The following is a 22,428-nucleotide window of genomic DNA, read 5'->3' as shown; positions in this document are numbered from 1 at the left end:
TGTTTCTGGAAGACCACGCATGCCTCCTGCTTCTCACTTTTTACCCAACAACCTCGTTGGGCGCCTGCTGCTGGGCCTGGCGTTTGGTGCTGTCCTGCCCGCCCAAGCCGATGACACCACCCTGACCGGCGACTGGGGCGGCCTGCGCCGTGAACTCGACGAGCAAGGCGTTCGCTTCACCGGCGACTACAGCGGCGAAACCGCGTACAACGCCCACGGCGGCCTACACCGTTCGGCACGCTACTCGCAAAACATCAAGCTGGGCGTGCAGTTCGACTTGGGCAAGTTGTACGGCTTGAACAACGGCGACCGCATCCAACTGACCATCAACGACCGACGCGGCAACAGCGCTTCCGAGGACCTGGTAGGCAACCGCCTGCCGATCCAGGAAAACTACGGCGGCCTCTACACCCGCCTGACCGAGTTGAGCTACGAGCGCACGCTGTTCACCCCGGCGTTGAACCTCAAGCTCGGTTATATGGCGATGGGCAACGACCTGGGAGGCTTGGACAGCGGCATCCTATGCAATTTCATGAACGCCGGTTTCTGCGGGCACCCGCTGAACATGTCCGGCGGCAGCGGCTGGACCAACTACCCGAATGCCCGCCTGGGCGCACGGGTGAAATACGACTTTTCGCCGTCCTGGCAACTGCGCGTGGCCGCGTTCAACGTGGACCCGGAGAGTAATGGCAACTCCAGCCGCGCCTGGAAGCTGAGCCCCAAGCACACCACCGGCACTGTGGTACCGATTGAGTTGGTGTACAAACCGGCCGGCACGCTGCCGGGTGAATACAAGTTGGGCTATTACTACGACAGCTCCGATGTGAAACGCATCGGCAGCACTGAGAAGGTCAGCGGACGCGGCGGTCACTACCTGCTGATCGACCAGGCAGTCTGGGCGTCCAGCGCGTCGGCAGGTCGCGTGCTGCACGCCTTCGGCCAATACTCCGCCGCCAGCGAAGCGGCCTCGCCGTTCACCAAGTGGTATGGCGCGGGCGTCGTGCTGTACAAACCGTTCGAAGGCCGGCCACGCGACACCCTCGCCCTGGGTTATGGCCGCGCCGTGCCAAACCCGCGCAGCCGCGATGTGCAGGAGCTGGCCGCCTTCAACGCCGGTACCAGCTACCCCAACCTCGACAACGCCGAACAATTGATCGAACTCAGTTACGGCTACCAGGCCACGCCATGGCTGAACCTGCGCCCGGATGTGCAATACATCCTCGCGCCTGGGGCGTTTTCCGGTAAGGACATCGACAACGCACTGGTGCTGGGCTTGCAGGTCAAGGCGGTGTTCTGAATAAGGCTGGACCGGCGCGTGTCAGGAACCCACTTCATCGACGTATGATCGGAAGAACCAATCTGAAACATCTTCTGTGCGGTACTGGAGTCGGGTTCCGCCAGTAATTTCCGCCAGCAGCACGGAACTGTCACCGGAGTTATCGAAGATGTAGGCTCGATCACTCGCGGCAACCGCCTGCGGTAGCAGTTTCAACGATTTTATATATCGCTCACGCACTCTCTCAGGCTCAACCCCATGACCACCTTCCCGAACGCGGATTTCCACACGGTCAATGTTGATGTCTGAGTTTTCCGTTGAAACAAAATAGAGGTAGGTCCGATACCCGCGAGTCTGCGCGTCCTGCATGAACTCAACCTTGCTGGGATGAGACATCACCGTTTCAAATGTGAAGCTCACACCTTTTTCCAGCAAACGCTGCCGAATGAAGTCAGCGATCACCGACGCAAAATACGAGTCGATCTGGACATTTCGATAGTCAACCTTAGAACCTTGCAGGCCTAGCTTTTCAGCCTGGCCCATCAACCCCTTTTTAACGAGCAGATGGTGCTCGGTATGGAACGCGAGCAGTTCAGGCAGTGCAACTTCGATATCAAACGGCGAAAGATCGACGAAGCCACTGGCTTTGGCCTCTTTTTCCAGCTCGTCAGCGTTCACATACGTCTTGATTAAAGCAGGGTCCAATTCACCTTTGATCGTGCTTTTACCTGAGCCGTTAGGACCAGCAAATACACGAAGTCTAGGCACAACCACCTGCCGCATGCCTGTCGACCTTACGCACGGTGATCACTTCATCCACCGTAACTTTGCGACGTGGTTTGGCTTTCTCCACGATGATTTTGCTGCCGTCCTGCGCGACGCGGACCAAATTCCCGGCTTCAATGCATAGAACACCTCGCTGACTAACCGACAGTGCTCGAAAATACGCGGAGTGAGTGGCTTTACTCGCTTGGCTTGGAACCAAAAGTTCCAATGCCTCTATTTCGCGGTCTGAAACCTTCTTCGCTTCTTGTTTCATAGAGATTCTCCCGGCAAGCTGCACTGTTGCACCTCTGGGCTGGATGATAGCTCCGACGCCACCCTTTAAAAAGGGCCGTGCATCGACCTTAGCAAGCCTGGGCGTAAGCGCCTTGCTGGTATTCGCGCGGCGTACAGCCAAATTCACGGCGAAACACCGTGTGCAGGTACTGCGCCGACTTGAAGCCGCACTGCTGCGCCACATCGGCAATTGCCAGGCCATGGTTTTCCAGGCCCTTGGCGGCGGCGGCGAGTTTGAAGCGCAGGATCTCGTCATGCACGCTGCACCCGCGCTCCTTGCGAAAGTGCGCTTCCAGGGATGAGCGCGACACGCCGACATACGCCGCGACCTGCGCGGTCTTGATGCCCTGGCAGGCGTACTGGCGGATAAACAGCAGCGCCTGCATCACATACGGATTGCCCAACGGCTGATGCAAGCTGGAGGCCTGCACATTGATTGCCTCCGGCGGTACCAGGATCTGTGTGCCGGTGCAGGGTTTGCCGTGCAGCATCTGATGCAACAACGCGGCGGCCGTGCGGCCCATGGTTTCCGTGCCCTGGATCACCGAACTCAGCGGCACCCGCGTGAGGGTGCGGGTCAGCGGGTCGTTGTCGATGCCGATCAACGCGACTTCCTCCGGCACGGCGATACCGGCAGTCAGGCAGGCTTGCAGCAGTTGCCGGGCGCGGGCGTCAGTGACGGCGATGATACCGATGGGTTTGGGCAGGCTGTGCAGCCAGGCGATCTGCTGCTCCACCGCGCTGTCCCACAACGGCGCACTGGTGCCCAGGCCGCGATACACCTCCACCGGCAAGCCGTCGCGTTGCAGCAGATGCTTGAAGGCCTTTTCGCGCTCTTGGGCCCAACGATTGGCCTGGGCTGGCGGCAGGCTGAAACAGGCAAACCGGGTCAGCCCGGCTTCGATCAGGTGTTCATACGCCAGCTTCATCAGCGCATGGTTGTCGGTGGCCACATAGGGAATGCCCTCGGGGTAGGCACACGCATCCTCATAGGAACCGCCCACCGCCACCACCGGCAACTTAATGTCGGCCAGCGCCTCGCCGATCAGCGGGTCGTCAAAGTCGGCAATGATCCCGTCGCCCTGCCAGCGCTCGATACCGCGCAAGCGACAGAGGAAATCCTCCTCGAGGAACAAATCCCAGGACGCGCGGGTGCTGCTCAAGTAATTGCCGATGCCGGTGATGATGCCACGGTCGTAGATTTTGCTGCCGTTGAACAACAGGGCGATGCGGTGGACGGGCGGTAGGGTTTTCATTGTTTTTGTCCTGAGGCCAGTGGCAACAGACTAGCCCCCACCACTCAAAATCGCACTACACCTTGGTGATTTTCATAATCAGCGGGCCAGGTGCCGTTGCTAGTATCCAGACACCGCCAAGAACAATAAGGAAAACGCCATGCCGTACTTCCCCGGTGTCGAGAAGGTTCGCTTCGAAGGCCCCAGCAGCGATGCCTCCCTCGCCTTTCGTCACTACGACGCCAACAAGCTGATCCTCGGCAAACCGATGCGCGAGCACCTGCGCATGGCTGCGTGTTATTGGCACACCTTCGTCTGGCCCGGCGCCGATATGTTTGGCATGGGCACCTTCAAGCGCCCGTGGCAGCGCAGCGGCGAGCCGATGGACGTGGCCATCGGCAAGGCTGACGCGGCCTTTGAGTTTTTCTCCAAGCTGGGCATCGACTACTACAGTTTTCACGACACCGACGTTGCGCCGGAAGGCAGTTCGCTCAAGGAGTACCGCAACCACTTTGCGCAGATGGTCGACCACCTGGAGCGCCATCAGGAACAGACCGGTATCAAGCTGTTGTGGGGCACCGCCAACTGCTTCAGCAACCCGCGTTTTGCCGCCGGTGCCGCGAGCAACCCGGACCCGCAGGTGTTTGCCTACGCCGCTGCCCAGGTGTTCAGCGCGATGAACGCAACCCTGCGGCTCAAGGGTGCCAATTACGTGCTGTGGGGCGGCCGTGAAGGTTATGAAACCCTGCTCAATACCGACCTCAAGCGCGAGCGCGAACAGCTCGGGCGCTTTATGCGCATGGTGGTGGAGCACAAGCACAAGATCGGGTTCAAGGGCGACCTGCTGATCGAACCCAAGCCCCAGGAGCCGACCAAGCACCAATACGATTACGACAGCGCCACCGTGTTCGGCTTCCTGCATGAATACGGCCTGGAACACGAGATCAAGGTGAATATCGAGGCCAACCACGCGACCCTGGCCGGGCACAGCTTTCATCATGAGATCGCCACCGCCGTGTCCCTGGGGATCTTCGGCAGCATCGACGCCAACCGTGGCGACCCGCAGAACGGCTGGGACACCGACCAGTTCCCCAACAGCGTCGAGGAAATGACCCTCGCGACCTATGAAATCCTCAAGGCCGGCGGCTTCAAGAACGGCGGCTACAACTTCGACTCCAAGGTGCGCCGCCAGAGCCTGGACGAGATCGACCTGTTCCACGGCCACGTCGCCGCCATGGATGTACTCGCCCTGGCACTGGAACGCGCGGCGGCAATGGTGCAGAACGATCGGTTGCAGCAGTTCAAGGACCAGCGCTATGCCGGTTGGCAGCAGCCGTTGGGCCAGGCGGTCCTGGCGGGTGAGTTCAGCCTTGAGTCCCTGGCCGAACACGCGTTTGCCCACGAGTTCAACCCGCAGGCCGTCAGTGGCCGGCAGGAGATGCTCGAAGGCGTGGTCAATCGGTTTATCTATCGGTGACATTTGCGCGACAAATCTGCGCACCGAGCGTCGAGGGACGCTCTACAGTTCTATCCGCATCACGCTGTGTCTTTCCAACAACAATAAAAGGACGCACCACCATGAAATCATTCAAACGCACGCTGCTCGCCAGCGCCCTGGCCCTGCTCGCCCTGCCGGTGATGGCCGATTCCGCGCATCCGAAAATCGGTTTTTCCATCGACGACCTGCGCCTGGAACGCTGGTCCCGCGACCGTGACTACTTCGTCGCGGCGGCGGAAAAACTCGACGCCAAGGTCTTCGTGCAGTCAGCCGATGCCAACGAGCAAAAGCAGATATCCCAGATCGAAAACCTGATTTCACGCGGCGTCGATGTGATCGTGATCGTGCCGTTCAACGCCACCGTGCTGACCAACGCCGTCGCCGAAGCCAAGAAGGCCGGGATCAAGGTGGTGTCCTATGACCGTCTGATCCTCAACGCCGACATCGACGCCTATATCTCCTTCGATAACGAAAAGGTCGGCGAGATGCAGGCCAATGGCGTGCTGCAGGCGGCGCCCAAGGGCAACTACTTCCTGCTCGGCGGCGCGCCCACCGACAACAACGCCAAGGTGCTGCGCGAAGGCCAGATGAAGGTGCTGCAACCGGCCATCGACAAGGGCGACATCAAGATTGTCGGCCAGCAGTGGGTCAAGGAATGGAACCCGACCGAAGCCCTGAGCATCGTCGAAAACGCCCTGACCCGGAACGACAATAAGATCGACGCCATCGTCGCCTCCAACGACGCCACCGCCGGCGGTGCGATCCAGGCCCTGGCCGCGCAGAAGCTGGCGGGCAAGGTGCCGATCTCCGGGCAGGACGCCGACCTCGCCGCCGTCAAGCGCGTGATCGACGGCACCCAGACCATGACCGTGTACAAGCCGCTCAAGCTGATCGCCACCGAAGCCGCCAAGCTCTCGGTGCAGCTTGCACGCAATGAAAAGCCCACCTACAGCTCGCAATACGACAACGGCAGCAAGAAAGTCGACACCATCCTGCTCACCCCGACTCCGCTGACCAAGGCCAATATCGACCTGTTGGAGAAGGACGGGTTCTACACCAAAGAGCAGATCGGCCTGTAGGAGCGGGCTTGCCCGCGAAAAACGTCAACGATGACGCGGGCATTCAGGATGAACGCGGGGTCCTCGGGTTCTTCGCGAGCAAGCTCGCTCCTACAGGAACCCGCGTTTCTTCGGCCTTTTGTGTGAGCCATCGCCATGTCGCACTACCTGCTGCAAATGAACGGCATCGTCAAAAGTTTTGGCGGTGTCAACGCGCTCAATGGCATCGATATCAAGGTGCGGCCGGGGGAATGTGTCGGCCTGTGCGGCGAGAACGGTGCCGGCAAATCCACCTTGATGAAGGTGCTGTCGGCGGTTTATCCCCATGGCACCTGGGACGGCGAAATCCTCTGGGACGGCCAGCCGCTCAAGGCCCAGTCCATCAGCGAAACCGAGGCCGCCGGCATCGTCATCATTCACCAGGAACTGACCCTGGTGCCGGACCTGTCGGTAGCCGAGAACATCTTCATGGGCCACGAGCTGACCCTGCCCGGCGGGCGCATGAACTACCCGGCGATGCTGCACCGCGCCGAAGCGTTGATGCGCGAGCTGAAGGTGCCGGACATGAACGTCGCGCTGCCGGTGTCGCAGTATGGCGGCGGCTACCAGCAACTGGTGGAAATCGCCAAGGCCCTGAATAAACAGGCGCGCCTGCTGATCCTCGACGAGCCCTCCTCGGCCCTGACCCGCTCGGAAATCGAGGTGCTGCTGGACATCATCAAAGGGCTCAAGGCCAAGGGCGTGGCCTGCGTGTACATCTCCCACAAGCTCGATGAAGTGGCAGCGGTGTGCGACACCATCACCGTGATCCGCGACGGCAAGCACATCGCGACCACGGCCATGGCCGACATGGATATCCCCCGGATCATCACGCAGATGGTCGGGCGCGAAATGAGCAACCTCTACCCCACCGAGCCCCATGAGATCGGCGAGGTGATGTTCGAAGCACGCCACGTCACCTGCTACGACGTCGACAACCCCAAGCGCAAACGCGTCGACGATATTTCCTTCGTGCTCAAACGCGGGGAAATCCTTGGCATTGCCGGGCTGGTCGGCGCCGGGCGTACCGAGTTGGTGTCGGCACTGTTCGGCGCCTACCCGGGCCGCTACAGCGCCGAGGTGTGGCTGGACGGCCAACGGATCGACACGCGCACGCCGCTCAAATCGATCCGCGCCGGGCTGTGCATGGTGCCCGAGGACCGCAAGCGCCAGGGCATCATTCCCGACCTGGGCGTGGGCCAGAACATCACCCTGGCGGTACTCGACACCTACGCGCACCTGACGCGCATCGACGCCGAAGCCGAACTGGGCAGCATCGACCGGCAGATCGCGCGCATGCACCTGAAGACCGCCAGCCCGTTTTTGCCGATCACCAGCCTGTCCGGCGGCAATCAGCAAAAGGCCGTACTCGCAAAAATGCTCATGGCCAAGCCCAAGGTGCTGATCCTCGACGAGCCCACGCGCGGGGTGGATGTGGGCGCCAAGTATGAGATCTACAAACTGATGGGCGCGCTGGCGGCCGAAGGCGTGGCGATCATCATGGTCTCCTCGGAACTGGCCGAAGTGCTCGGCGTGTCCAACCGCGTGCTGGTGATCGGCGACGGCCAGTTGCGTGGGGATTTCATCAATGCAGGGCTCACCCAGGAACAGGTCCTCGCCGCCGCGCTCAGCCAAAATAATAATGATCGGAAGACCGCTTAGATGAATCAGCTCAAACAGCTGTTTACCCGCTACAAAATGCTCGCCCTGGTGATCGCCGTGGCGTTCATCTGGCTGTTTTTCAGTTGGCAGACCGAAGGCGGCTTCCTCACGCCGCGCAACCTGTCCAACCTGCTGCGGCAGATGTCGATCACCGGGATTCTGGCGTGCGGCATGGTGCTGGTGATCATCAGCGGCGAGATCGATTTGTCGGTGGGCTCGATGCTCGGGCTGTTGGGCGGGCTCGCGGCGATCCTGGACGTGGTCTATCACCTGCCGCTGCTGGCCAACCTCAGCCTGGTGGCGTTGTGCGGGTTGATGATCGGTTTGGCCAACGGCTACATGACCGCTTACCTGCGCATCCCGTCGTTTATCGTCGGCCTGGGCGGCATGCTGGCGTTTCGCGGGATTCTGCTGGGCATCACCGGCGGCACCACCATCGCGCCGGTGTCGCCGTCGCTGGTGTATGTGGGCCAGGGGTATTTGCCGCATGCGGTGGGCATCGGCCTCGGGGTTTTGCTGTTGGCCCTGACGCTGTTCTTGACCTGGAAACAACGGCGCAACCGCGCACTGCACGGGCTGGCCGCGCATTCGTTGGTGCGCGACGTACTGCGCGTGGGGGTGATCGGCGCGGTGCTGGCCGGGTTCGTCACCACGCTCAACAGCTACGACGGCATCCCGGTGCCGGTGCTGCTATTGCTGGTGCTGCTCGGCGTGTTCAGCTACGTCACCAGCCAGACCGTCTTCGGCCGCCGCGTGTATGCGGTGGGCAGCAACATGGAAGCCACGCGCCTGTCGGGCATCAACGTGCAGGCGGTGAAACTGTGGATCTTCGGCATCATGGGCGTAATGTGCGCCCTCGCCGGCCTGGTCAACACCGCACGCCTCGCCGCCGGTTCACCGTCGGCGGGCAACATGGGCGAACTCGACGCCATCGCCGCGTGCTTTATCGGCGGCACCTCCATGCGCGGCGGCTCGGGCACGGTGTATGGCGCGCTGCTCGGGGCGTTGGTGATTACCAGCCTGGATAATGGGATGTCGATGCTGGATGTGGACAGTTACTGGCAGATGATTGTGAAAGGCAGCATTCTGGTGCTGGCGGTGTGGGTGGATGTGAGTACGCGGGCGGGTCGGCGGTGAGCCCCACTCTCCCATGTGGGAGGGGGCTTGCCCCCGATGGCGGTGGGTCAGTCACTGCATGAGTGCCTGAACCACCGCCATCGGGAGCAAGTCGAACCGTCGCACCGCCCCTCCCACATTGACCGCATTCCATTGTTTGAGCGGCGGTGTGGGTGGATGCGAGTACGCGGGCAGGTCGCCGGTGAGTCATTTACCGGAACGCTGCACCTCCCCCATAAACTGATGCGCTTGGGCCTTGAGCCAATCAAGCAAACGGGCGATATCGGGCTCTGATTGTCGTCCGTTTCGACAAATGATGTAGTACGCAGCAGGCGACATCATTAAGGGGGCCTCCAACGCAACCAATTCACCGTCTTTCAATTGGTCATACACCAGTGCCGTCCTGCCCAGCGCAATCCCACCGCCTTTCACTGCCAAACTGATGGCCAGGCTGGAATCTGGAAAGCGCGGCCCATGGTGATACGGCGGTGCCTCTAGCCCTTGAAATGCAAACCAGCTCTCCCACCCTGGGCATACCTGATCGTCGACGCGATGAATCAGCGGGTACCGCGCTATTTCCTCCAGCGCAATATCACCATTCACACGTTTGAATTCCGGCGAGCACACAGGGAACACCGCATCGCGCATCAGCAGTTCGGCATGATGATCCGGGTAGTCGCCATACCCCATCACCACCGCGACATCGAACGGGTGAGCACTTAAGCTAGCGCTGCTTATGTCCGCGCTGGTCAACACCAGATCAAGGTTGAATGCCGCTTCGGCGTGAGCACCATGCATTCTGGGAATCAGCCAGGTTGCACAAAGAGAGGAGGTGCATGAAAGGTAAAGTGGCTGGGATCTACTCGGGTTGAGCGAATGCAGCACCGTATCCAGTTCTTTGAAAAAACCATCGGTCACTGGCAACAAGGCCTGCCCCGCTGTCGTGAGTTTGACCCCCCGCGAATGCCGCTCGAACAACTGCACCCCCCACCATTCTTCCAGGCCCGCAATTTGATGGCTGATGGCACTGGCGGTGAGGTTCAACTCGAACGCAGCACGCGCAAAACTGCCCGTTTGCGCGGCGCTGACGAAGGCTTGAAGCATGGGAGTGGGTGGCGGGCGCTGGGCCATCAGGTGCTCACTTTGATCAGGATGATCCCACAGACAATGACGAATGCCGAAAGCATCCGTCGCCAGCCGAACTGCTCCCGGAAGAACAGCGCAGCAATGATGGCGCCGATAATAACACTGGTTTCCCGCAGGGCTGAGACCTTGGCCACTGCGTCCAGCGACAGCGCAAACAGGACCAAACCGTAGGACGCCAAGTAAAAAACACCGCCCATTGCACCTACCCGCCAGTGGTCGCGCACAGCCTGGGTGAGTGCTGATCGCGTCTTGAAAAACGCCAGCATCGGAATCGGAATGCTCTGGAACAGCGTGAGGTAGATGATGTACTGCAGCACCGTCTCACTGGCTCTTACACCTTTGGCATCCACCACCGTGTAGGACGCGATGAACACCCCCGCACACACGGCCATCAGAATTGGTTTGAACATCTGCGCGGTCATCCTGCGCACAAACGTCAGGCTGATGATCCCCGCGCAAATCAGCAGCACTCCCGCCATCGACGGGAACGACAGCTGTTCATGCAAAAGGAAGTAGGAAAACACCGCAACCAACACCGGCGGCACGCCACGCATCACCGGGTAGACCTGGCCGAAGTCGCCTGTTTCATAAGCCTTGATTAGGAACAATCGATAGACCGTATTGAGCATCACAGAAATCAGCACATAGCCCCACACCTCCAGGCTCGGTACGTTGACCAACGGCAGCGCCGCCAGGCAGATCACTAATGCGGTGCCATCGACCATGGCCAAGGTCATGAAACGGCTGCTGCCGGCACGGACAACGGCATTCCAAGTGGCGTGCATGAAGGCGGAGATCAAGACCAGGGTGATGGCTATGTTGGCGTTGTCCATGAGGGCTCGGCTTTTGAGTGGGTATAAAGGTCGCGCGCCATGCGTGACATGGGCATCATTGCTTGCGTAACCACATCCGCAACATGTAGCGATTCAAGGCGTTTAAAGGCTCGGCATCATCAATTTCCGAGCGTGGAGAATGCATATCGATGAAATGCGTTCGGGTATGGAGAAACTTGTTGTCCGCGGAAATAAGCACCTGACCAGGCTCAAGCAATACACGATGCTGAACAGATGATTGATCGAGAACTGTATCCAGAAAATCCAATGCTTGAACCTGCGCCAACGTCAACGGCATTTTCGCTTTAAGGTGAGCCGATTCAATGTAGACGCGAAAGTACCTTATCAAGGGAATACCTTCATTGGAAAAACTCAGGATGGGCGCTTTAAATAGGCACTCGTCCTCTGACATGCCTCTATTTTCAAAATAGAAATCGCATTTAAGCTCCTCGAGAACTTCCGGAAATGCCATCAGCTCCGCATATACCGCGCTTGCATCAATAAGAATGCTCTCGCCTCCCAGAAGCGCTTTCTGTCCACAAGCCAGAATCAAATAGTCGATAGGGAGAGGGTCGCTGACGCCATCGTTATGTACGTAGGCGCCCTGACGGGTCTGATGGTACCTCGCACCCTCTTCAATGCTTTTACCGCCTCGGTCGTAAACCTCAATAACCTTATGACCAAGATGATTTTGCACCATTGGCGTACCAAGCAAAGATCCAAATGCCCACACCAGTGATTTGAAACTTGCAAGGTTATCCGTCCTAAATCCATCAAGGATCAAGACATGACTTTCATGTTCAATAATGTTTCGTATATTGCGCAACGCCTCGCCAAGGGACTGCGAATAAAACGGATCAATGCAAGCGTGTTTTATATCGAATCGACCGGTTTTGGTTTCTGCACCCAACATCGCGCTGGCACTCAGCAACTCTTCAAATGCTGCGTTTGAGAGCCTGATCTTAGATACTGTTTGGCGAAAATTACTGACGTTTATGTTCATCGCAATCCTTTACGGAGGTTAGTTGGCGTCGATATTTAACTCGGCCCACTACACCCTGAAAAAGCGAAAAGTCGTCAGCGCTGCCATCAAGTTCCGTCATGGCAGATCTTTCCTACAGATAGAAACCATCACGTGTTCGTTAGTGGCATTTGGTCATGGTTTTTAAAGGGCCAGCAAGCCGGGTCGCTTTAAATTGCAGGACGTTTCCTAGACAATCTGCGCCGCCTTGTGCCTGTTGGAATCGATGGCTAGTCTGCGGTCCGTCACTGCCAAATCAGTGATCGGGTTTAGTCGCCCGGATTCCAAATTCGGCGCAATGGTCCATGCAGTTTATGGTGGCTGTGCGCAGGGCGCCTTTGGGTGCGCCGGAGTTTCCGATTTTGGCCGGTCGACTAACCTGCGTACAGCCGCCACCTTCGTTTAGTCGCGACCGGTTCGGCTCCTTACTCAAAATTCGGAGTTACACCATGAACAAAGCCCTACCCGACCCACCCATCGATCCCACCAAAGACCGCGCCGCCTTCAACCGCGCCATCGACCATTACCTGCCCACCCAAGGTTTCCACGCCGTCAACGAAGACCTGAGCTTCGAAGACGCCCTGCTCTACACCGCCAGTTTGCTGGACAGCGCTTCGGCGACGGCGCTGGATTGCGGGGAGCTGCTGGAGAAACCGGAGCGGGCGAAGATCCTCGCGGTGTGGCATTTGCTGGAAATCGCCAAGACCACGGTTGACCGCTCCATCGAGTGCCTCAGGCCCACGAAGACCACTGCCTGACCACGGACAAAAAAATGTGGGAGGGGCGGTGCGACGGTTCGACTTGCTCCCGATGGCGGCAGGTCAGCCAAGTCGTTGTCGACTGACACTCCGCCATCGGGGGCAAGTCGAACCGTCGCACCGCCCCTCCCACATTGACCGTATTCCACCGATTGATCGGCGGGGTAAGTGGCATTTGGTCATGTATCCACAGTTACTGGCAGATGATCGTGAATGGCAGCATGTTGGTGCTGGCGGTGTGGGTGAATGTGAGTACGCGGGCAGGTCGCCGATAAACCCCATTCTCACCGACACCGCATAACCTCTGTGGGAGGGGGCTTGCCCCCGATGGCGGCGGGTCAGCCAAGTCGTTGTTGACTGCCACTCCGCCATCGGGGGCAAGCCCCCTCCCACATGAGGTCCTGCAGTGTTTGTAAGACCTTACTTGGAGACAGGCATCGCAAACTCCGCGCCTTGCTCAATGCTCTCCGACCAACGCTGCATGATCGACTTCTGCTTGGTGTAGAAGCGCACCCCCTCAGTGCCGTAGGCATGCATGTCGCCGAACAGGCTTTTCTTCCAGCCGCCAAAGCCGTGCCAGGCCATCGGCACCGGGATCGGTACGTTGATGCCGACCATGCCCACTTCGATACGCCGCGCGAATTCGCGGGCGATGTTGCCGTCGCGGGTGAAGCAACTGACGCCGTTGCCGAATTCGTGGTCGTTGACCAGCTTTACGGCCTCGGCAAAGTCATTCACCCGGACACAGGCCAGCACCGGGCCGAAGATTTCTTCGCGGTAGATGCTCATCTCCTGAGTCACGTGGTCGAACAAGGTCGCGCCAAGCCAGAAGCCGTGTTCCAGGCCGGGTTCGGTCGGCACGTAATCGCGCCCGTCGAGCAGCAGCTGCGCGCCGGCCTGGACGCCTTGTTCGATGTAGCCGCTGATGCGTTCCAGTGCGGCGCGCGAGACGATCGGGCCCATTTCGGCCTTGAGGTCGCGGCCGTCGGTGATGCGCAATGTCTTGGCCCGTTCGGTCAGGGCGGCGATGACTTTGTCACCGACATCGCCCACCAGCACCGCCACCGAGATCGCCATGCAGCGTTCGCCGGCACTGCCGTAGGCCGCGCCCATCAGCGCGTCGACGGTGCGTTCGATGTCGGCGTCGGGCATCACCACCATGTGGTTTTTCGCGCCGCCCAGGCCTTGGACGCGCTTGCCGTGGCGTGCGCCGGTTTCGTAGATGTATTGGGCGATCGGCGTGGAACCGACAAAGCTCACGGCCTTGACGTCCGGGTGCTCGATCAGCGCGTCCACCGCTTCCTTGTCACCCTGCACCACGTTGAACACGCCTTTGGGCAGACCGGCTTCACGCAGCAGTTCGGCCATGAACAGCGCGGCGCTCGGGTCGGTCGGGCTGGGCTTGAGGATGAAGGTGTTGCCCGCCGCGATGGCGATCGGGTACATCCACATCGGCACCATCACCGGGAAGTTGAACGGCGTGACGCCAGCGACTACACCCAGGGGCTGGCGCATCGTCCAGTTGTCCATGCCACGCGAGACCTGATCGGAATGTTCGCCCTTGAGCAGGTTGGGAATGCCACACGCGAACTCGAGGATGTCGATGCCACGGTCGACTTCGCCCTGGGCATCGGTAAACACCTTGCCGTGTTCGGCGACGATGATGCGCGCCAGGTCGTCCTTGCGTTCGCGCAGCAGGTGCAGGTATTGGAACAAGACGCGGGCGCGGCGGATCGGCGGGGTGTCGGCCCAGTCGGCGAAGGCGGCTTGCGCGGCGGCGACGGCTTCGCCGACGGTCTGGCGGCTGGCCAGGGCGACGCGCCCGGTCACGGCGCCGGTGGCCGGGTTGTAGACGTCCTGATAGCGATCATCGCGGCTCACGCGTTGGTCGTTGATGTAGTGCTCGAGGGTTGTAGTCATGGCAGTCGATCCCTGGTGGGTAGCGTTGGGACACACGATAGGCTTTCGGTTTGTTCCAAACCAGAGCAGAATCCAGAACTGATTGTCCTCAAAAGCGAACAATAAAGCCCATGGAAAAGTCTGAGATCGAAGGGCTGTGGACCCACATCCACTGGCTCTCGGTGCTGGAAGAACACGGCACCTACACCGCCGCCGCCGCGCGCCTGGGGGTGAGTAAGTCGGCGGTCAGCCAGCGCATCAGCGACCTGGAAAAAGCCACCGGCACGCGCCTGGTCACCCGCACCACCCGCAGCGTGCGCCTGACCGACGCCGGGCAGTCACTGACGCGGGACGTGCGCAGCGCCTACGCACAGATCGCCCGCAGCTTTTCTTCGGTGCGCGACGCCGCCGGGGAAATCCGCGGCCTGGTACGCCTGACCGCACCGGTCGCGTTCGCCCGGCAGCAACTGGTGCCGCACCTGTCGGGATTCCTGCAGCGGTACCCGCAGGTACGTATCCAGCTGGATGTGTCGGATGCCTTGAGTTCGCTGGCTGCCGAAGGCTACGACCTGGCGGTGCGCCACGGTTTTCAGGTGCCGGAAACCCACGTGGCGTGGAAGCTGTGCGACACCACCTCGGTGCTGGTCGCCACCCGCGACTACCTGCAACGCCACGGCGAACCGCGCACGCCCGGTGACCTCAGCGCGCACAACTGCCTCTACTATCCGCGCGGCACCGATCAGCCCGCCTGGACCTTCGAGCGCGGCAGCAAAAAGCTCGAGCGGGTCACCGTGCCGATCGCCGGGAGCTTCTCCACCAACAACAGCGAAGCCTTGCGCGACTCGGCGCTCAATCACCTGGGCATCGCCCTGCTCCCGGACTTCAGCGCCCACGCGGCACTGGCCGGCGGCACGTTGGTGCAGGTGCTCAAGGGCTGGACGCTCAAGGGCGCGTTTGCCGATGAGATTTACTTGATTCGACCCTACTCGCCCCATGTGCCCAAATCCGTGAGTGCGTTGGTGGGTTATCTGAAGGAAAAACTGTCCGGGGGCTTTCGGGTCGAAGGTTGACCGCTCTCATTGTGCAGCAGGTGCCGGCTGGCGCGTTTGGGTGGGCGGCAGGTAGGCGGATCGCTCGATGACATCCGTGCGTATGGCCGAAGGTTGCCCGGCCTGGTTACGCGCAAAACTGCACAGGGTGACGGGCAGTTGCGAGACCGGGTAGTTCGTACCGCCAGTGGCCAGGAGGTAGCGGACGTCGTCGGTGTCACGGCAGGTGGCTTCAGCCGAGGTGTCCACATAGAAGTAATGATGGCTGAACGCGGTTTGCGGGTCGTCCCAGTTGACGCTGTAGTTCAGGCCGATGCGCGGGGCCGGCGCCGGGTCGGTCAAGAACACCGAATGGGTGAACGCATTGTGCAGCAAGGCCGGCGTCAACGCCTCGCCGGGGGTTTGGACGCCGATGATGCACAGCACATAAGCGCCCAGCGCCGGACCGATGGCTTGGTTGATGTAGCCCTCGGTTGACGCTGTCGCACTTTGATAACCACTGGGAAACCTGCATTCATTGACGTTGCGCACGGCCTTGAAGCGATAGAACGGGTCCTGGATCGAGAACCGGATGTTCCACGTGGGCTGCACACTCTGCCCGAGTTCACCCAGTTGCATATGGACATAGGGGTTCAGCTTCCAGGGCTCCTCAAGGAGGATATCAACGGCTTTGAGCTGACAATCCGTCGTATTGTTCAAGAATTGGCCCTCGACAAAACAACGGTGCAAGTCGTTGGCCGGATAGCTGTAGTTGAACTTGGCCGCTTCACACGCCGAGACGTTCTGGCAGTTGTTGAGGATGTCCTTTTTGATGACGGCGGCGACTTTGCTGACAATGCCGGTGACTTCGTTGGTATGCCGGTCCAGCATCGGGCTGCCGGAACTGCCGTACTGCAGGTCATTGCAGCGGTTTTTCAGGGCGCCGGGAAACACCCCGGGATGCTCGACAAAGCTGTTGGTCGGCGTTTCCTTGCAGGCGCTCATGCGCAAGCCCTTCTGACGAAAGCCGCTCGGGGAACCGACATTGACGACCTCACGCTCCCCCGTACTTTGATGGGTGGCGAGCTTGAGCGGCATGATGCCGTCGGTGATCAGGTGGGCGAGTGACGTATCCAGCTCGAGCACCGCCAGATCAGTGCCAACCATACTGGTCCAATGCGCCGTTTTAATGCGAAACGTGCGCTGTTGCGCCAGCGTATCGTGGAAATAGTTGAACGTGATGCTCGCCTCGATAGCTTGGTTGATATGGGCCGTGCCGAAGCTGAAGTACACGCAATGCCCGCTGGTCAAGACATACGCCGGGCCGACGGCCTTGCCCTGGCGGTTGCGGGTATCCAGCAGCACTGCGGTGCAGGTTTGGCCGATAGCGTTTTTCAACAAACCGATACCGGACCACAACGCATAACGCTGGTCGCGATTCTGCAGCGCGATAGAGGCGCTGCCGTCGCTCAGGCCCTGGGCCAGGTCTCTGGCTTGGGCTTGGGTGTTGCCGACAAGGCAAGGCAACAGCAGTAACAAAAGGGGAAAGATACAGCGGGTCAGCATGATCGAGCGTCCGTATGGCAATAGGGGGAGTGCCGAACGTACTTGAGGCTTGGCGAACGGGTGACCTACATAGATAGGGGAAGACCGTGGCGGATGCCGACGTTATCCAAGAGTCTGCCATCTAGCACTTACGCGCGATTGCCCGGCTGGCTTCCGCAAAAAATTCGCACGAATGGCTTGCCTTCGCCTCATAGAGTGGTAACGCTTAGCCATTTTGCGCAACGGTCAAAGGGCAAACGCATGCACAGAGTCACCACGAGCCGTTTTTTCACCGGGCTGTTCGCCCTGCTGATGCTATGCGCCACGTTGCCCGCCCTCGTGCAGGCTGCGCCCTCCCCAACCAGCGACCCGCGCAGTGTGCCGCTGCTGGCTGAAGACGCCAGTGTGCAAGACCTCAACGAGCAACTCGACCTGATCCGCCAGAAAGTCTCGGGCAGCGCCAATGACGACCTGCTCTCGACCTTGCGCCAGGCCGCCTTGCAGGTGCAAAAACAGGCCGACACCCTGGCCGCCAAACAAGCCATCGATCTTGAACACCTGGATGACCAGCTCAACGTGCTCGGCCCGCTACAGGCCGATGCGCCCCCGAGCCTCACCCAGCAACGCACCGCACTGACCCGGCAGAAGAACGCCCTGCTCGCCGAGCAGCGCCAGGCCAGCAACCTGAGCCAATCAGCCAGCGACCTCGCCGTGCAGATCTTCAGCCTGCGCCGCAGCCTCTTCGACTCACAGATCAGCACCCGCTCGGCGAGCCCGATCAGTGTGGTGTTCTGGTCCAACATCATCCGCCCGACCGACGACGACCTCAGCCGTTTACGCAGCCTGTACGTCGACGCACGCAGCGTGACGGACACCGCCGTGGCGCCGGGAAACCGCTGGTTTTTCGTGAGCATGCTGTTAAGTGCGCTGCTGATCTGGGTGGCGGGACGACGGGTGTTGGAGCACGCGCTGGTGCGGCTGACGGTGCGTTGGCTGCCCGAAGGCCGCCTGCGACGCAGCGCGCTGGCGCTGGCGGTGGGCTTGGCCAGCGTGCTGACCATCAGCGTGGCGGCCTCACTGCTGCGCTGGGGCCTGACACGCGACACCGTGCCCAGCGCCGATATGCTCACGTTGCTCGATCAATTGCAGACCCTGGTGGTGTTCTGCGCCTTCATTGTCGGCCTCGGCCGCGCCCTGTTGATGCGTGCGCATCCGTCCTGGCGCCTGCCCCAGATCCCCGACCAGATCGCTGTCGCCCTGGGCCCGTTCCCTGTGCTGTTGGGGCTGGCCCTGATGGTGATCGGCACCCAGGAACGCATCAACAGCGTCATCGACAGTAGCCTGGCACTGACTGTGGCGGTAAACGGCCTGACCGCGCTGGCCGTCGCGCTGGTGTTCTTCTTTGCCCTGCTGCGTTACCACCGCACCCGCCGCCGCTACACGCTTGAGCGCATGAGCGGCGTCGCCGGGCTGATTCCGTTTGTCGTCGGGGCCTGGATCGGGATCAGCCTGCTGGCGCTATTGGGCGGCTACCTGACCCTGGCTTACTTCCTCACCGTCAAACTGCTGTGGATGAGCGTGGTCGCGGCGACGGCTTATCTGCTGATCGCCTGCTTCGGCGATTTCTGCGAGACCCTGCTCTCGCCGAAACAACCTGGCGGCCTGGCGCTCGGTTCGGCCCTGGGCCTGTCCGAGCGCCACCAGGCACAGGCCAGCACGCTACTCGCGGGCGTGGGCCGCACCCTGCTGATGTTCACCGCGGTCCTGTTGGCGTTCCTGCCCTCCGGCTCCAGCCCGGGCGAGCTGCTGGCGGGCCTGACGCAACTCGACCTGGGCAGCAAGCCGCTGGGCAACCTGACCATCGCCCCCGGCGATATTCTGCTGGCCCTTGCCCTGCTCGTGATCGGTCTGTTCGGCGTGCGCGTGCTCAAAGACTGGCTCGGCGAACGGCTGCTGCCGGAAACCAACATGGACGCCGGCATGCGCGCCTCGCTGGTGACCCTGGTGGGTTACATCGGCTTCGTGCTGGTCGCAGTGGTGGTGATGTCCACGCTGAATATCAGCCTGACCAACTTGACCTGGGTGGTCAGCGCCCTGTCGGTGGGCATCGGTTTCGGCCTGCAGGCGATCGTGCAGAACTTCATCTCGGGCCTGATCCTGCTCACCGAACGCCCGGTCAAGGTCGGGGATTGGGTCAGCCTCGCGGGTGTCGAAGGCGATATCCGCCGCATCAACGTGCGCGCCACGGAAATCCAGATGTCCGACCGTTCAACGGTGATCGTGCCCAACTCGCAGTTCATCACCCAGAACGTGCGCAACGTGACCATGGGCAATGCGCTGGGCGTCGTCGGCATTACGCTGACCCTGCCGCTGGAAACGGACGTGCTGCAGATCCGCGATCTGCTGTTGAGCGCGTTCACCGAACACGAAGCCGTGCTGGACACGCCGGCGCCTTCGGTGACGTTCAAGGACCTGACCGCCAACGGACTGGTCATCGCCGTCAGCGGTTACGTCAACAGCCCGCGCTCGGTGGGGACAGCCCGCAGCGACCTGCTGTTCACCGTCCTCGGGCGCCTGCGCGAACTTGGCGTGGCGCTGTCTTCGCCGCAGAGTATGGTGCTGATCAATGAGGCGGCGGAAAAAGCGCCGCCGGCAGATTAGAGTCCCCAATGCCAAGCACCACCCCTACGCCAACTGAGCCCTGATTTTCTCCACCACACCCTGCATCGCCGGCAGATAACGGCGGGCGGCTTCCTCAACCGACATCGCCTTGGCGATGTAAACCAGATTCAGGCAACCCATCACCCGCTCCTCGTGCATGACCGGAATCGCAATCGCGGCGATCTTGCGCTCAAGGCCCCAATGGGAGTTATTTTCGCCGTAGCCCTTGCCGAGGGTGTGCTCCACCAGCCGATCGACAAAGCCGCGATCCGCCGCCAGCGCCGACTGTTCATCTTCGCGGCTGATCAACAACTCGATCAGCTCTTCGCGCTCGGCCGGCGGGCAGAACGCAAAGTACGCGCGCCCCGTGGCGGTCATGAGCAAGGGTAAACGCCGACCGACCATGGAGCGGTGAAACGACAGGCGGCTGAAGCGATGCGTGGTCTCGCGTATCACCATGGCATCGCCGTCCAGCGTACACAGGTCGGTGGGCCAGACCACTTGTTGCAGCAGCTCGCCGAGCAGCGGCGCAGCAATCGAAGAAATCCATTGCTCGTCGCGAAACCCCTCGCTCAATTCGCGGACTTTCAACGTCAGGCGATAGCTGTCATCCGACTCGCTGCGGCGCACGTACCCCTCGGCCTGCAAGGTCTCCAGCAATCGACGAACCGTGGTCCGATGTAGCCCGCTTTGCTCGGCCAACTGCGCCGTACTGGCCCCGCCATCAAAACGATTCAAGCCATTGATCAGGGCCAAACCACGCATCAGCCCACGAACGCTCTTGTATTCTGTTTCGCTCATGGACGCTCCATTCTCTTTTAAAATCAATGCTGTGCACCTAGTGCACCCTAGCAGGGGTTTTCGTTGTCCACCAGCCTCGTGATTTCCATACTGCGCCCCACAAGAAATCCAAAAACGCTGTACGGAGATGCCCATGAGTCTTGCACCCACGCCTTCCACATTGGAGCTGACCACCGACGTTGCCATCGTCGGCGCCGGCCCCGTCGGCTTGATGATCGCCAACTACCTGGGGCAATGTGGCGTGAACGTCACCCTGGTGGAAAAGCTCGACACCCTGATCGACTACCCCCGCGCCATCGGCCTGGACGACGAAAGCCTGCGCACGTTCCAGGCTGTCGGTCTGGCGGACGAGGTGCTGCCGCATACCACGCCTTGGCACGCCATGCGCTTCCTGACCCCCAAGGGTCGCTGCTTTGCCGATATTCAACCGAAAACCGACGAGTTCGGCTGGTCACGCCGCAACGCGTTCATTCAGCCCTTGGCCGACCGCGTGCTGTTCGACGGCCTGCAGCGCTTCAACAACGTCAAGGTGCTGTTCAGCCGTGAGCTCGGCAGTTTTGAACAAAGCGACAGCGCGGTGGTGCTCAACCTCAAGGATCAGCATGGCCGCAGCGAACGCCTGAATGCGCGCTACCTGATTGGTTGCGACGGTGGCAACAGCCTGGTGCGGCGCAGCCTGGACATCAGTTTCGAGGGCAAGACCGCGCCCAATCAATGGATCGTGGTCGACATCGCCAACGACCCGCTGGCCACGCCCCATGTCTATCTGTGCTGCGACCCGGTGCGCCCTTACGTGTCCGCCGCCCTGCCCCATGGCGTGCGTCGTTTCGAATTCATGGTGATGCCCGGCGAAACCGAGACCGAGCTGAGCAAGCCCGAGAACCTGCGCAAGCTGCTGAGCAAAGTATTGCCGAACCCGGACCGCATCGAGCTGATCCGCAGCCGCGTCTATACCCATAACGCACGTCTGGCCGGGCGGTTCCGTCAGGGCCGGGTACTGCTGGCCGGCGATGCCGCGCACATCATGCCGGTATGGCAAGGCCAGGGGTACAACAGTGGCATGCGCGATGCCTCGAACCTGGCGTGGAAACTCGCGCTGGTGATCAAGGGCCTGGCCGCCGATAACCTGCTCGACAGCTACGAAGAGGAACGCCGCGACCACGCCAAGGCGATGATCAATCTCTCCGTGCTCGCCGGCCACGTGTTGGCGCCGCCGAAACGCTGGCAAGGCACCCTGCGCGATGGGGTGTCGTGGCTGCTCAACTACCTGCCGCCGGTCAAGCGCTACTTCGTCGAAATGCGCTTCAAACCGATGCCGCAATACACCCGCGGCGCGTTGATCGTGCCGAATGAAAAGGACTCGCCGGTCGGCAAGATGTTCATTCAGCCCAAGGTCTTGACGGACGCCGGCACCACGGTGCTGCTGGATGAAGTGATTGGCGACAACTTTGCGATTATCGCCTGGGGCTGCGATCCGACCTGGGGCCTGTCGGCCACGCAAATCGCGCAATGGAAAGCCCTGGGCACGCGCTTCATCCAAGTGTTGCCGGACGTGCAGCTCAGAGTCCCGAGCGATGCCGGCCACGACGTGATCCGCGTGGGTGACAGCAGCGGTCGGTTGAAAGAATGGTTCGCCCTCGGCACATCGTCCATCGCCCTGGTGCGTCCGGACCGCTTCCTCGCCGGGCTGGCCATCCCGCAAACCGTTGGCCAGGCCTGCGATGAATTGGCCCGGGCGCTCAAAGCCCTGCCACACACCTCGGCGAACGCTGTTGTCAGCAAGGTCGCGTGAC

The 22,428-nt window shown here is 60.9% G+C and carries 18 protein-coding genes; 9 read left to right on the top strand and 9 right to left on the bottom strand.

Features of this window, described 5'->3' with window-relative positions:
• Positions 1-19: 19 nt before the first annotated feature.
• Positions 20-1,297 (top strand): carbohydrate porin, encoded by a 1,278-nt coding sequence (locus tag J2Y83_RS10015; protein WP_253394866.1) that lies wholly within the window; start codon positions 20-22, stop codon positions 1,295-1,297.
• A gap of 21 nt (positions 1,298-1,318) precedes the next feature.
• Here J2Y83_RS10015 and J2Y83_RS10010 read toward each other — a convergent pair whose 3' ends face one another.
• From J2Y83_RS10010 to J2Y83_RS10000, 3 genes are all read right to left on the bottom strand, one after another.
• On the bottom strand, positions 1,319-2,050 hold the full coding sequence (locus J2Y83_RS10010; RefSeq protein ID WP_253400366.1) for a zeta toxin family protein: 732 nt from the start codon (positions 2,048-2,050) through the stop codon (positions 1,319-1,321).
• A complete protein-coding gene (locus tag J2Y83_RS10005; RefSeq protein ID WP_253394865.1) occupies positions 2,037-2,315 on the bottom strand; it encodes a hypothetical protein in 279 nt (92 codons plus the stop codon). Before J2Y83_RS10005 ends, J2Y83_RS10010 begins: the two co-directional genes overlap by 14 nt.
• 88 nt (positions 2,316-2,403) lie before the next feature.
• Entirely contained in the window at positions 2,404-3,591 is a 1,188-nt protein-coding gene (locus J2Y83_RS10000; protein ID WP_253394864.1) for a XylR family transcriptional regulator, read from the bottom strand.
• Between the two features lie 139 nt (positions 3,592-3,730).
• On the opposite strand from J2Y83_RS10000, the gene xylA reads away from it, so the two are divergent.
• From xylA to J2Y83_RS09980, 4 genes are all read left to right on the top strand, one after another.
• The gene (gene xylA / locus J2Y83_RS09995) at positions 3,731-5,047 is read left to right on the top strand and encodes a xylose isomerase (RefSeq protein ID WP_253394863.1); all 1,317 of its coding nucleotides are present in this window, start codon (positions 3,731-3,733) and stop codon (positions 5,045-5,047) included.
• A gap of 101 nt (positions 5,048-5,148) precedes the next feature.
• Positions 5,149-6,147 carry a D-xylose ABC transporter substrate-binding protein gene (gene xylF / locus J2Y83_RS09990; RefSeq protein WP_253394861.1) on the top strand — a complete coding sequence of 333 codons (999 nt, stop codon included), beginning with the start codon at positions 5,149-5,151 and terminating at the stop codon, positions 6,145-6,147.
• A 135-nt stretch (positions 6,148-6,282) separates the two neighbouring features.
• Positions 6,283-7,827 carry a D-xylose ABC transporter ATP-binding protein gene (xylG, locus tag J2Y83_RS09985; RefSeq protein WP_253394859.1) on the top strand — a complete coding sequence of 515 codons (1,545 nt, stop codon included), beginning with the start codon at positions 6,283-6,285 and terminating at the stop codon, positions 7,825-7,827.
• The gene (locus J2Y83_RS09980; RefSeq protein ID WP_253394857.1) at positions 7,828-8,964 is read left to right on the top strand and encodes a sugar ABC transporter permease; all 1,137 of its coding nucleotides are present in this window, start codon (positions 7,828-7,830) and stop codon (positions 8,962-8,964) included.
• Positions 8,965-9,150: 186 nt separating this feature from the next.
• Here J2Y83_RS09980 and J2Y83_RS09975 read toward each other — a convergent pair whose 3' ends face one another.
• Genes J2Y83_RS09975 through J2Y83_RS09965 form a run of 3 tightly spaced genes read right to left on the bottom strand, consistent with a single transcriptional unit; the run spans position 9,151 to position 11,925 of the window.
• A complete protein-coding gene (locus J2Y83_RS09975; protein WP_017847903.1) occupies positions 9,151-10,074 on the bottom strand; it encodes a LysR substrate-binding domain-containing protein in 924 nt (307 codons plus the stop codon).
• Positions 10,074-10,922, bottom strand: a complete 849-nt coding sequence (locus J2Y83_RS09970) for an EamA family transporter (protein ID WP_017847904.1) — start codon at positions 10,920-10,922, stop codon at positions 10,074-10,076. The genes J2Y83_RS09975 and J2Y83_RS09970 overlap by 1 nt, the downstream gene beginning before the upstream one ends.
• A 55-nt stretch (positions 10,923-10,977) precedes the next feature.
• Entirely contained in the window at positions 10,978-11,925 is a 948-nt protein-coding gene (locus J2Y83_RS09965) for a TauD/TfdA family dioxygenase (protein WP_253394855.1), read from the bottom strand.
• A 467-nt stretch (positions 11,926-12,392) separates the two neighbouring features.
• On the opposite strand from J2Y83_RS09965, the gene J2Y83_RS09960 reads away from it, so the two are divergent.
• The gene (locus tag J2Y83_RS09960) at positions 12,393-12,701 is read left to right on the top strand and encodes a DUF6124 family protein (protein ID WP_102719507.1); all 309 of its coding nucleotides are present in this window, start codon (positions 12,393-12,395) and stop codon (positions 12,699-12,701) included.
• A 420-nt stretch (positions 12,702-13,121) separates the two neighbouring features.
• On the opposite strand, the gene J2Y83_RS09955 is transcribed toward J2Y83_RS09960, so the two are convergent.
• Positions 13,122-14,621: a CoA-acylating methylmalonate-semialdehyde dehydrogenase gene (locus J2Y83_RS09955; RefSeq protein WP_253394853.1), complete on the bottom strand. Its 1,500-nt coding sequence runs from the start codon at positions 14,619-14,621 to the stop codon at positions 13,122-13,124.
• Positions 14,622-14,731: 110 nt separating this feature from the next.
• Here J2Y83_RS09955 and J2Y83_RS09950 point away from each other — a divergent pair, with 110 nt between their 5' ends.
• Positions 14,732-15,670, top strand: coding sequence for a LysR family transcriptional regulator (locus J2Y83_RS09950; RefSeq protein WP_253394851.1), 939 nt, complete (start codon positions 14,732-14,734; stop codon positions 15,668-15,670).
• 6 nt (positions 15,671-15,676) lie between these two features.
• Here J2Y83_RS09950 and J2Y83_RS09945 read toward each other — a convergent pair whose 3' ends face one another.
• Complete coding sequence (locus J2Y83_RS09945; RefSeq protein WP_253394849.1) at positions 15,677-17,194, bottom strand: trypsin-like serine peptidase; 1,518 nt, start codon at positions 17,192-17,194, stop codon at positions 15,677-15,679.
• A 240-nt stretch (positions 17,195-17,434) separates the two neighbouring features.
• Here J2Y83_RS09945 and J2Y83_RS09940 point away from each other — a divergent pair, with 240 nt between their 5' ends.
• A complete protein-coding gene (locus J2Y83_RS09940; protein WP_253394847.1) occupies positions 17,435-19,834 on the top strand; it encodes a DUF3772 domain-containing protein in 2,400 nt (799 codons plus the stop codon).
• Positions 19,835-19,858: 24 nt separating this feature from the next.
• Here J2Y83_RS09940 and J2Y83_RS09935 read toward each other — a convergent pair whose 3' ends face one another.
• A complete protein-coding gene (locus J2Y83_RS09935; RefSeq protein ID WP_253394844.1) occupies positions 19,859-20,635 on the bottom strand; it encodes a DNA-binding transcriptional regulator in 777 nt (258 codons plus the stop codon).
• 133 nt (positions 20,636-20,768) lie between these two features.
• On the opposite strand from J2Y83_RS09935, the gene J2Y83_RS09930 reads away from it, so the two are divergent.
• Entirely contained in the window at positions 20,769-22,427 is a 1,659-nt protein-coding gene (locus tag J2Y83_RS09930; protein ID WP_253394842.1) for a bifunctional 3-(3-hydroxy-phenyl)propionate/3-hydroxycinnamic acid hydroxylase, read from the top strand.
• Position 22,428: the final 1 nt, after the last annotated feature.

It is taken from the genome of Pseudomonas marginalis (assembly GCF_024169655.1).
GTDB lineage: Bacteria > Pseudomonadota > Gammaproteobacteria > Pseudomonadales > Pseudomonadaceae > Aquipseudomonas > Aquipseudomonas paraveronii.
This window is presented reverse-complemented; position numbering and strand designations above follow the sequence as displayed.

Excerpts from the sequence above, each read along its gene's own strand:
- xylG (WP_253394859.1), top strand. The coding sequence starts at position 6,283 with ATGTCGCACTACCTGCTGCAAATGAACGGCATCGTCAAAAGTTTTGGC.
- J2Y83_RS09955 (WP_253394853.1), bottom strand. The coding sequence starts at position 14,621 with ATGACTACAACCCTCGAGCACTACATCAACGACCAACGCGTGAGCCGC.
- J2Y83_RS09945 (WP_253394849.1), bottom strand. The coding sequence starts at position 17,194 with ATGCTGACCCGCTGTATCTTTCCCCTTTTGTTACTGCTGTTGCCTTGC.
- J2Y83_RS09975 (WP_017847903.1), bottom strand. The coding sequence starts at position 10,074 with ATGGCCCAGCGCCCGCCACCCACTCCCATGCTTCAAGCCTTCGTCAGC.
- J2Y83_RS09935 (WP_253394844.1), bottom strand. The coding sequence starts at position 20,635 with ATGAGCGAAACAGAATACAAGAGCGTTCGTGGGCTGATGCGTGGTTTG.
- J2Y83_RS10015 (WP_253394866.1), top strand. The coding sequence starts at position 20 with ATGCCTCCTGCTTCTCACTTTTTACCCAACAACCTCGTTGGGCGCCTG.
- J2Y83_RS09970 (WP_017847904.1), bottom strand. The coding sequence starts at position 10,922 with ATGGACAACGCCAACATAGCCATCACCCTGGTCTTGATCTCCGCCTTC.
- J2Y83_RS09930 (WP_253394842.1), top strand. The coding sequence starts at position 20,769 with ATGAGTCTTGCACCCACGCCTTCCACATTGGAGCTGACCACCGACGTT.
- J2Y83_RS09965 (WP_253394855.1), bottom strand. The coding sequence starts at position 11,925 with ATGAACATAAACGTCAGTAATTTTCGCCAAACAGTATCTAAGATCAGG.
- J2Y83_RS09950 (WP_253394851.1), top strand. The coding sequence starts at position 14,732 with ATGGAAAAGTCTGAGATCGAAGGGCTGTGGACCCACATCCACTGGCTC.
- J2Y83_RS09960 (WP_102719507.1), top strand. The coding sequence starts at position 12,393 with ATGAACAAAGCCCTACCCGACCCACCCATCGATCCCACCAAAGACCGC.
- J2Y83_RS09940 (WP_253394847.1), top strand. The coding sequence starts at position 17,435 with ATGCACAGAGTCACCACGAGCCGTTTTTTCACCGGGCTGTTCGCCCTG.
- J2Y83_RS09980 (WP_253394857.1), top strand. The coding sequence starts at position 7,828 with ATGAATCAGCTCAAACAGCTGTTTACCCGCTACAAAATGCTCGCCCTG.
- J2Y83_RS10005 (WP_253394865.1), bottom strand. The coding sequence starts at position 2,315 with ATGAAACAAGAAGCGAAGAAGGTTTCAGACCGCGAAATAGAGGCATTG.
- xylA (WP_253394863.1), top strand. The coding sequence starts at position 3,731 with ATGCCGTACTTCCCCGGTGTCGAGAAGGTTCGCTTCGAAGGCCCCAGC.
- J2Y83_RS10000 (WP_253394864.1), bottom strand. The coding sequence starts at position 3,591 with ATGAAAACCCTACCGCCCGTCCACCGCATCGCCCTGTTGTTCAACGGC.
- xylF (WP_253394861.1), top strand. The coding sequence starts at position 5,149 with ATGAAATCATTCAAACGCACGCTGCTCGCCAGCGCCCTGGCCCTGCTC.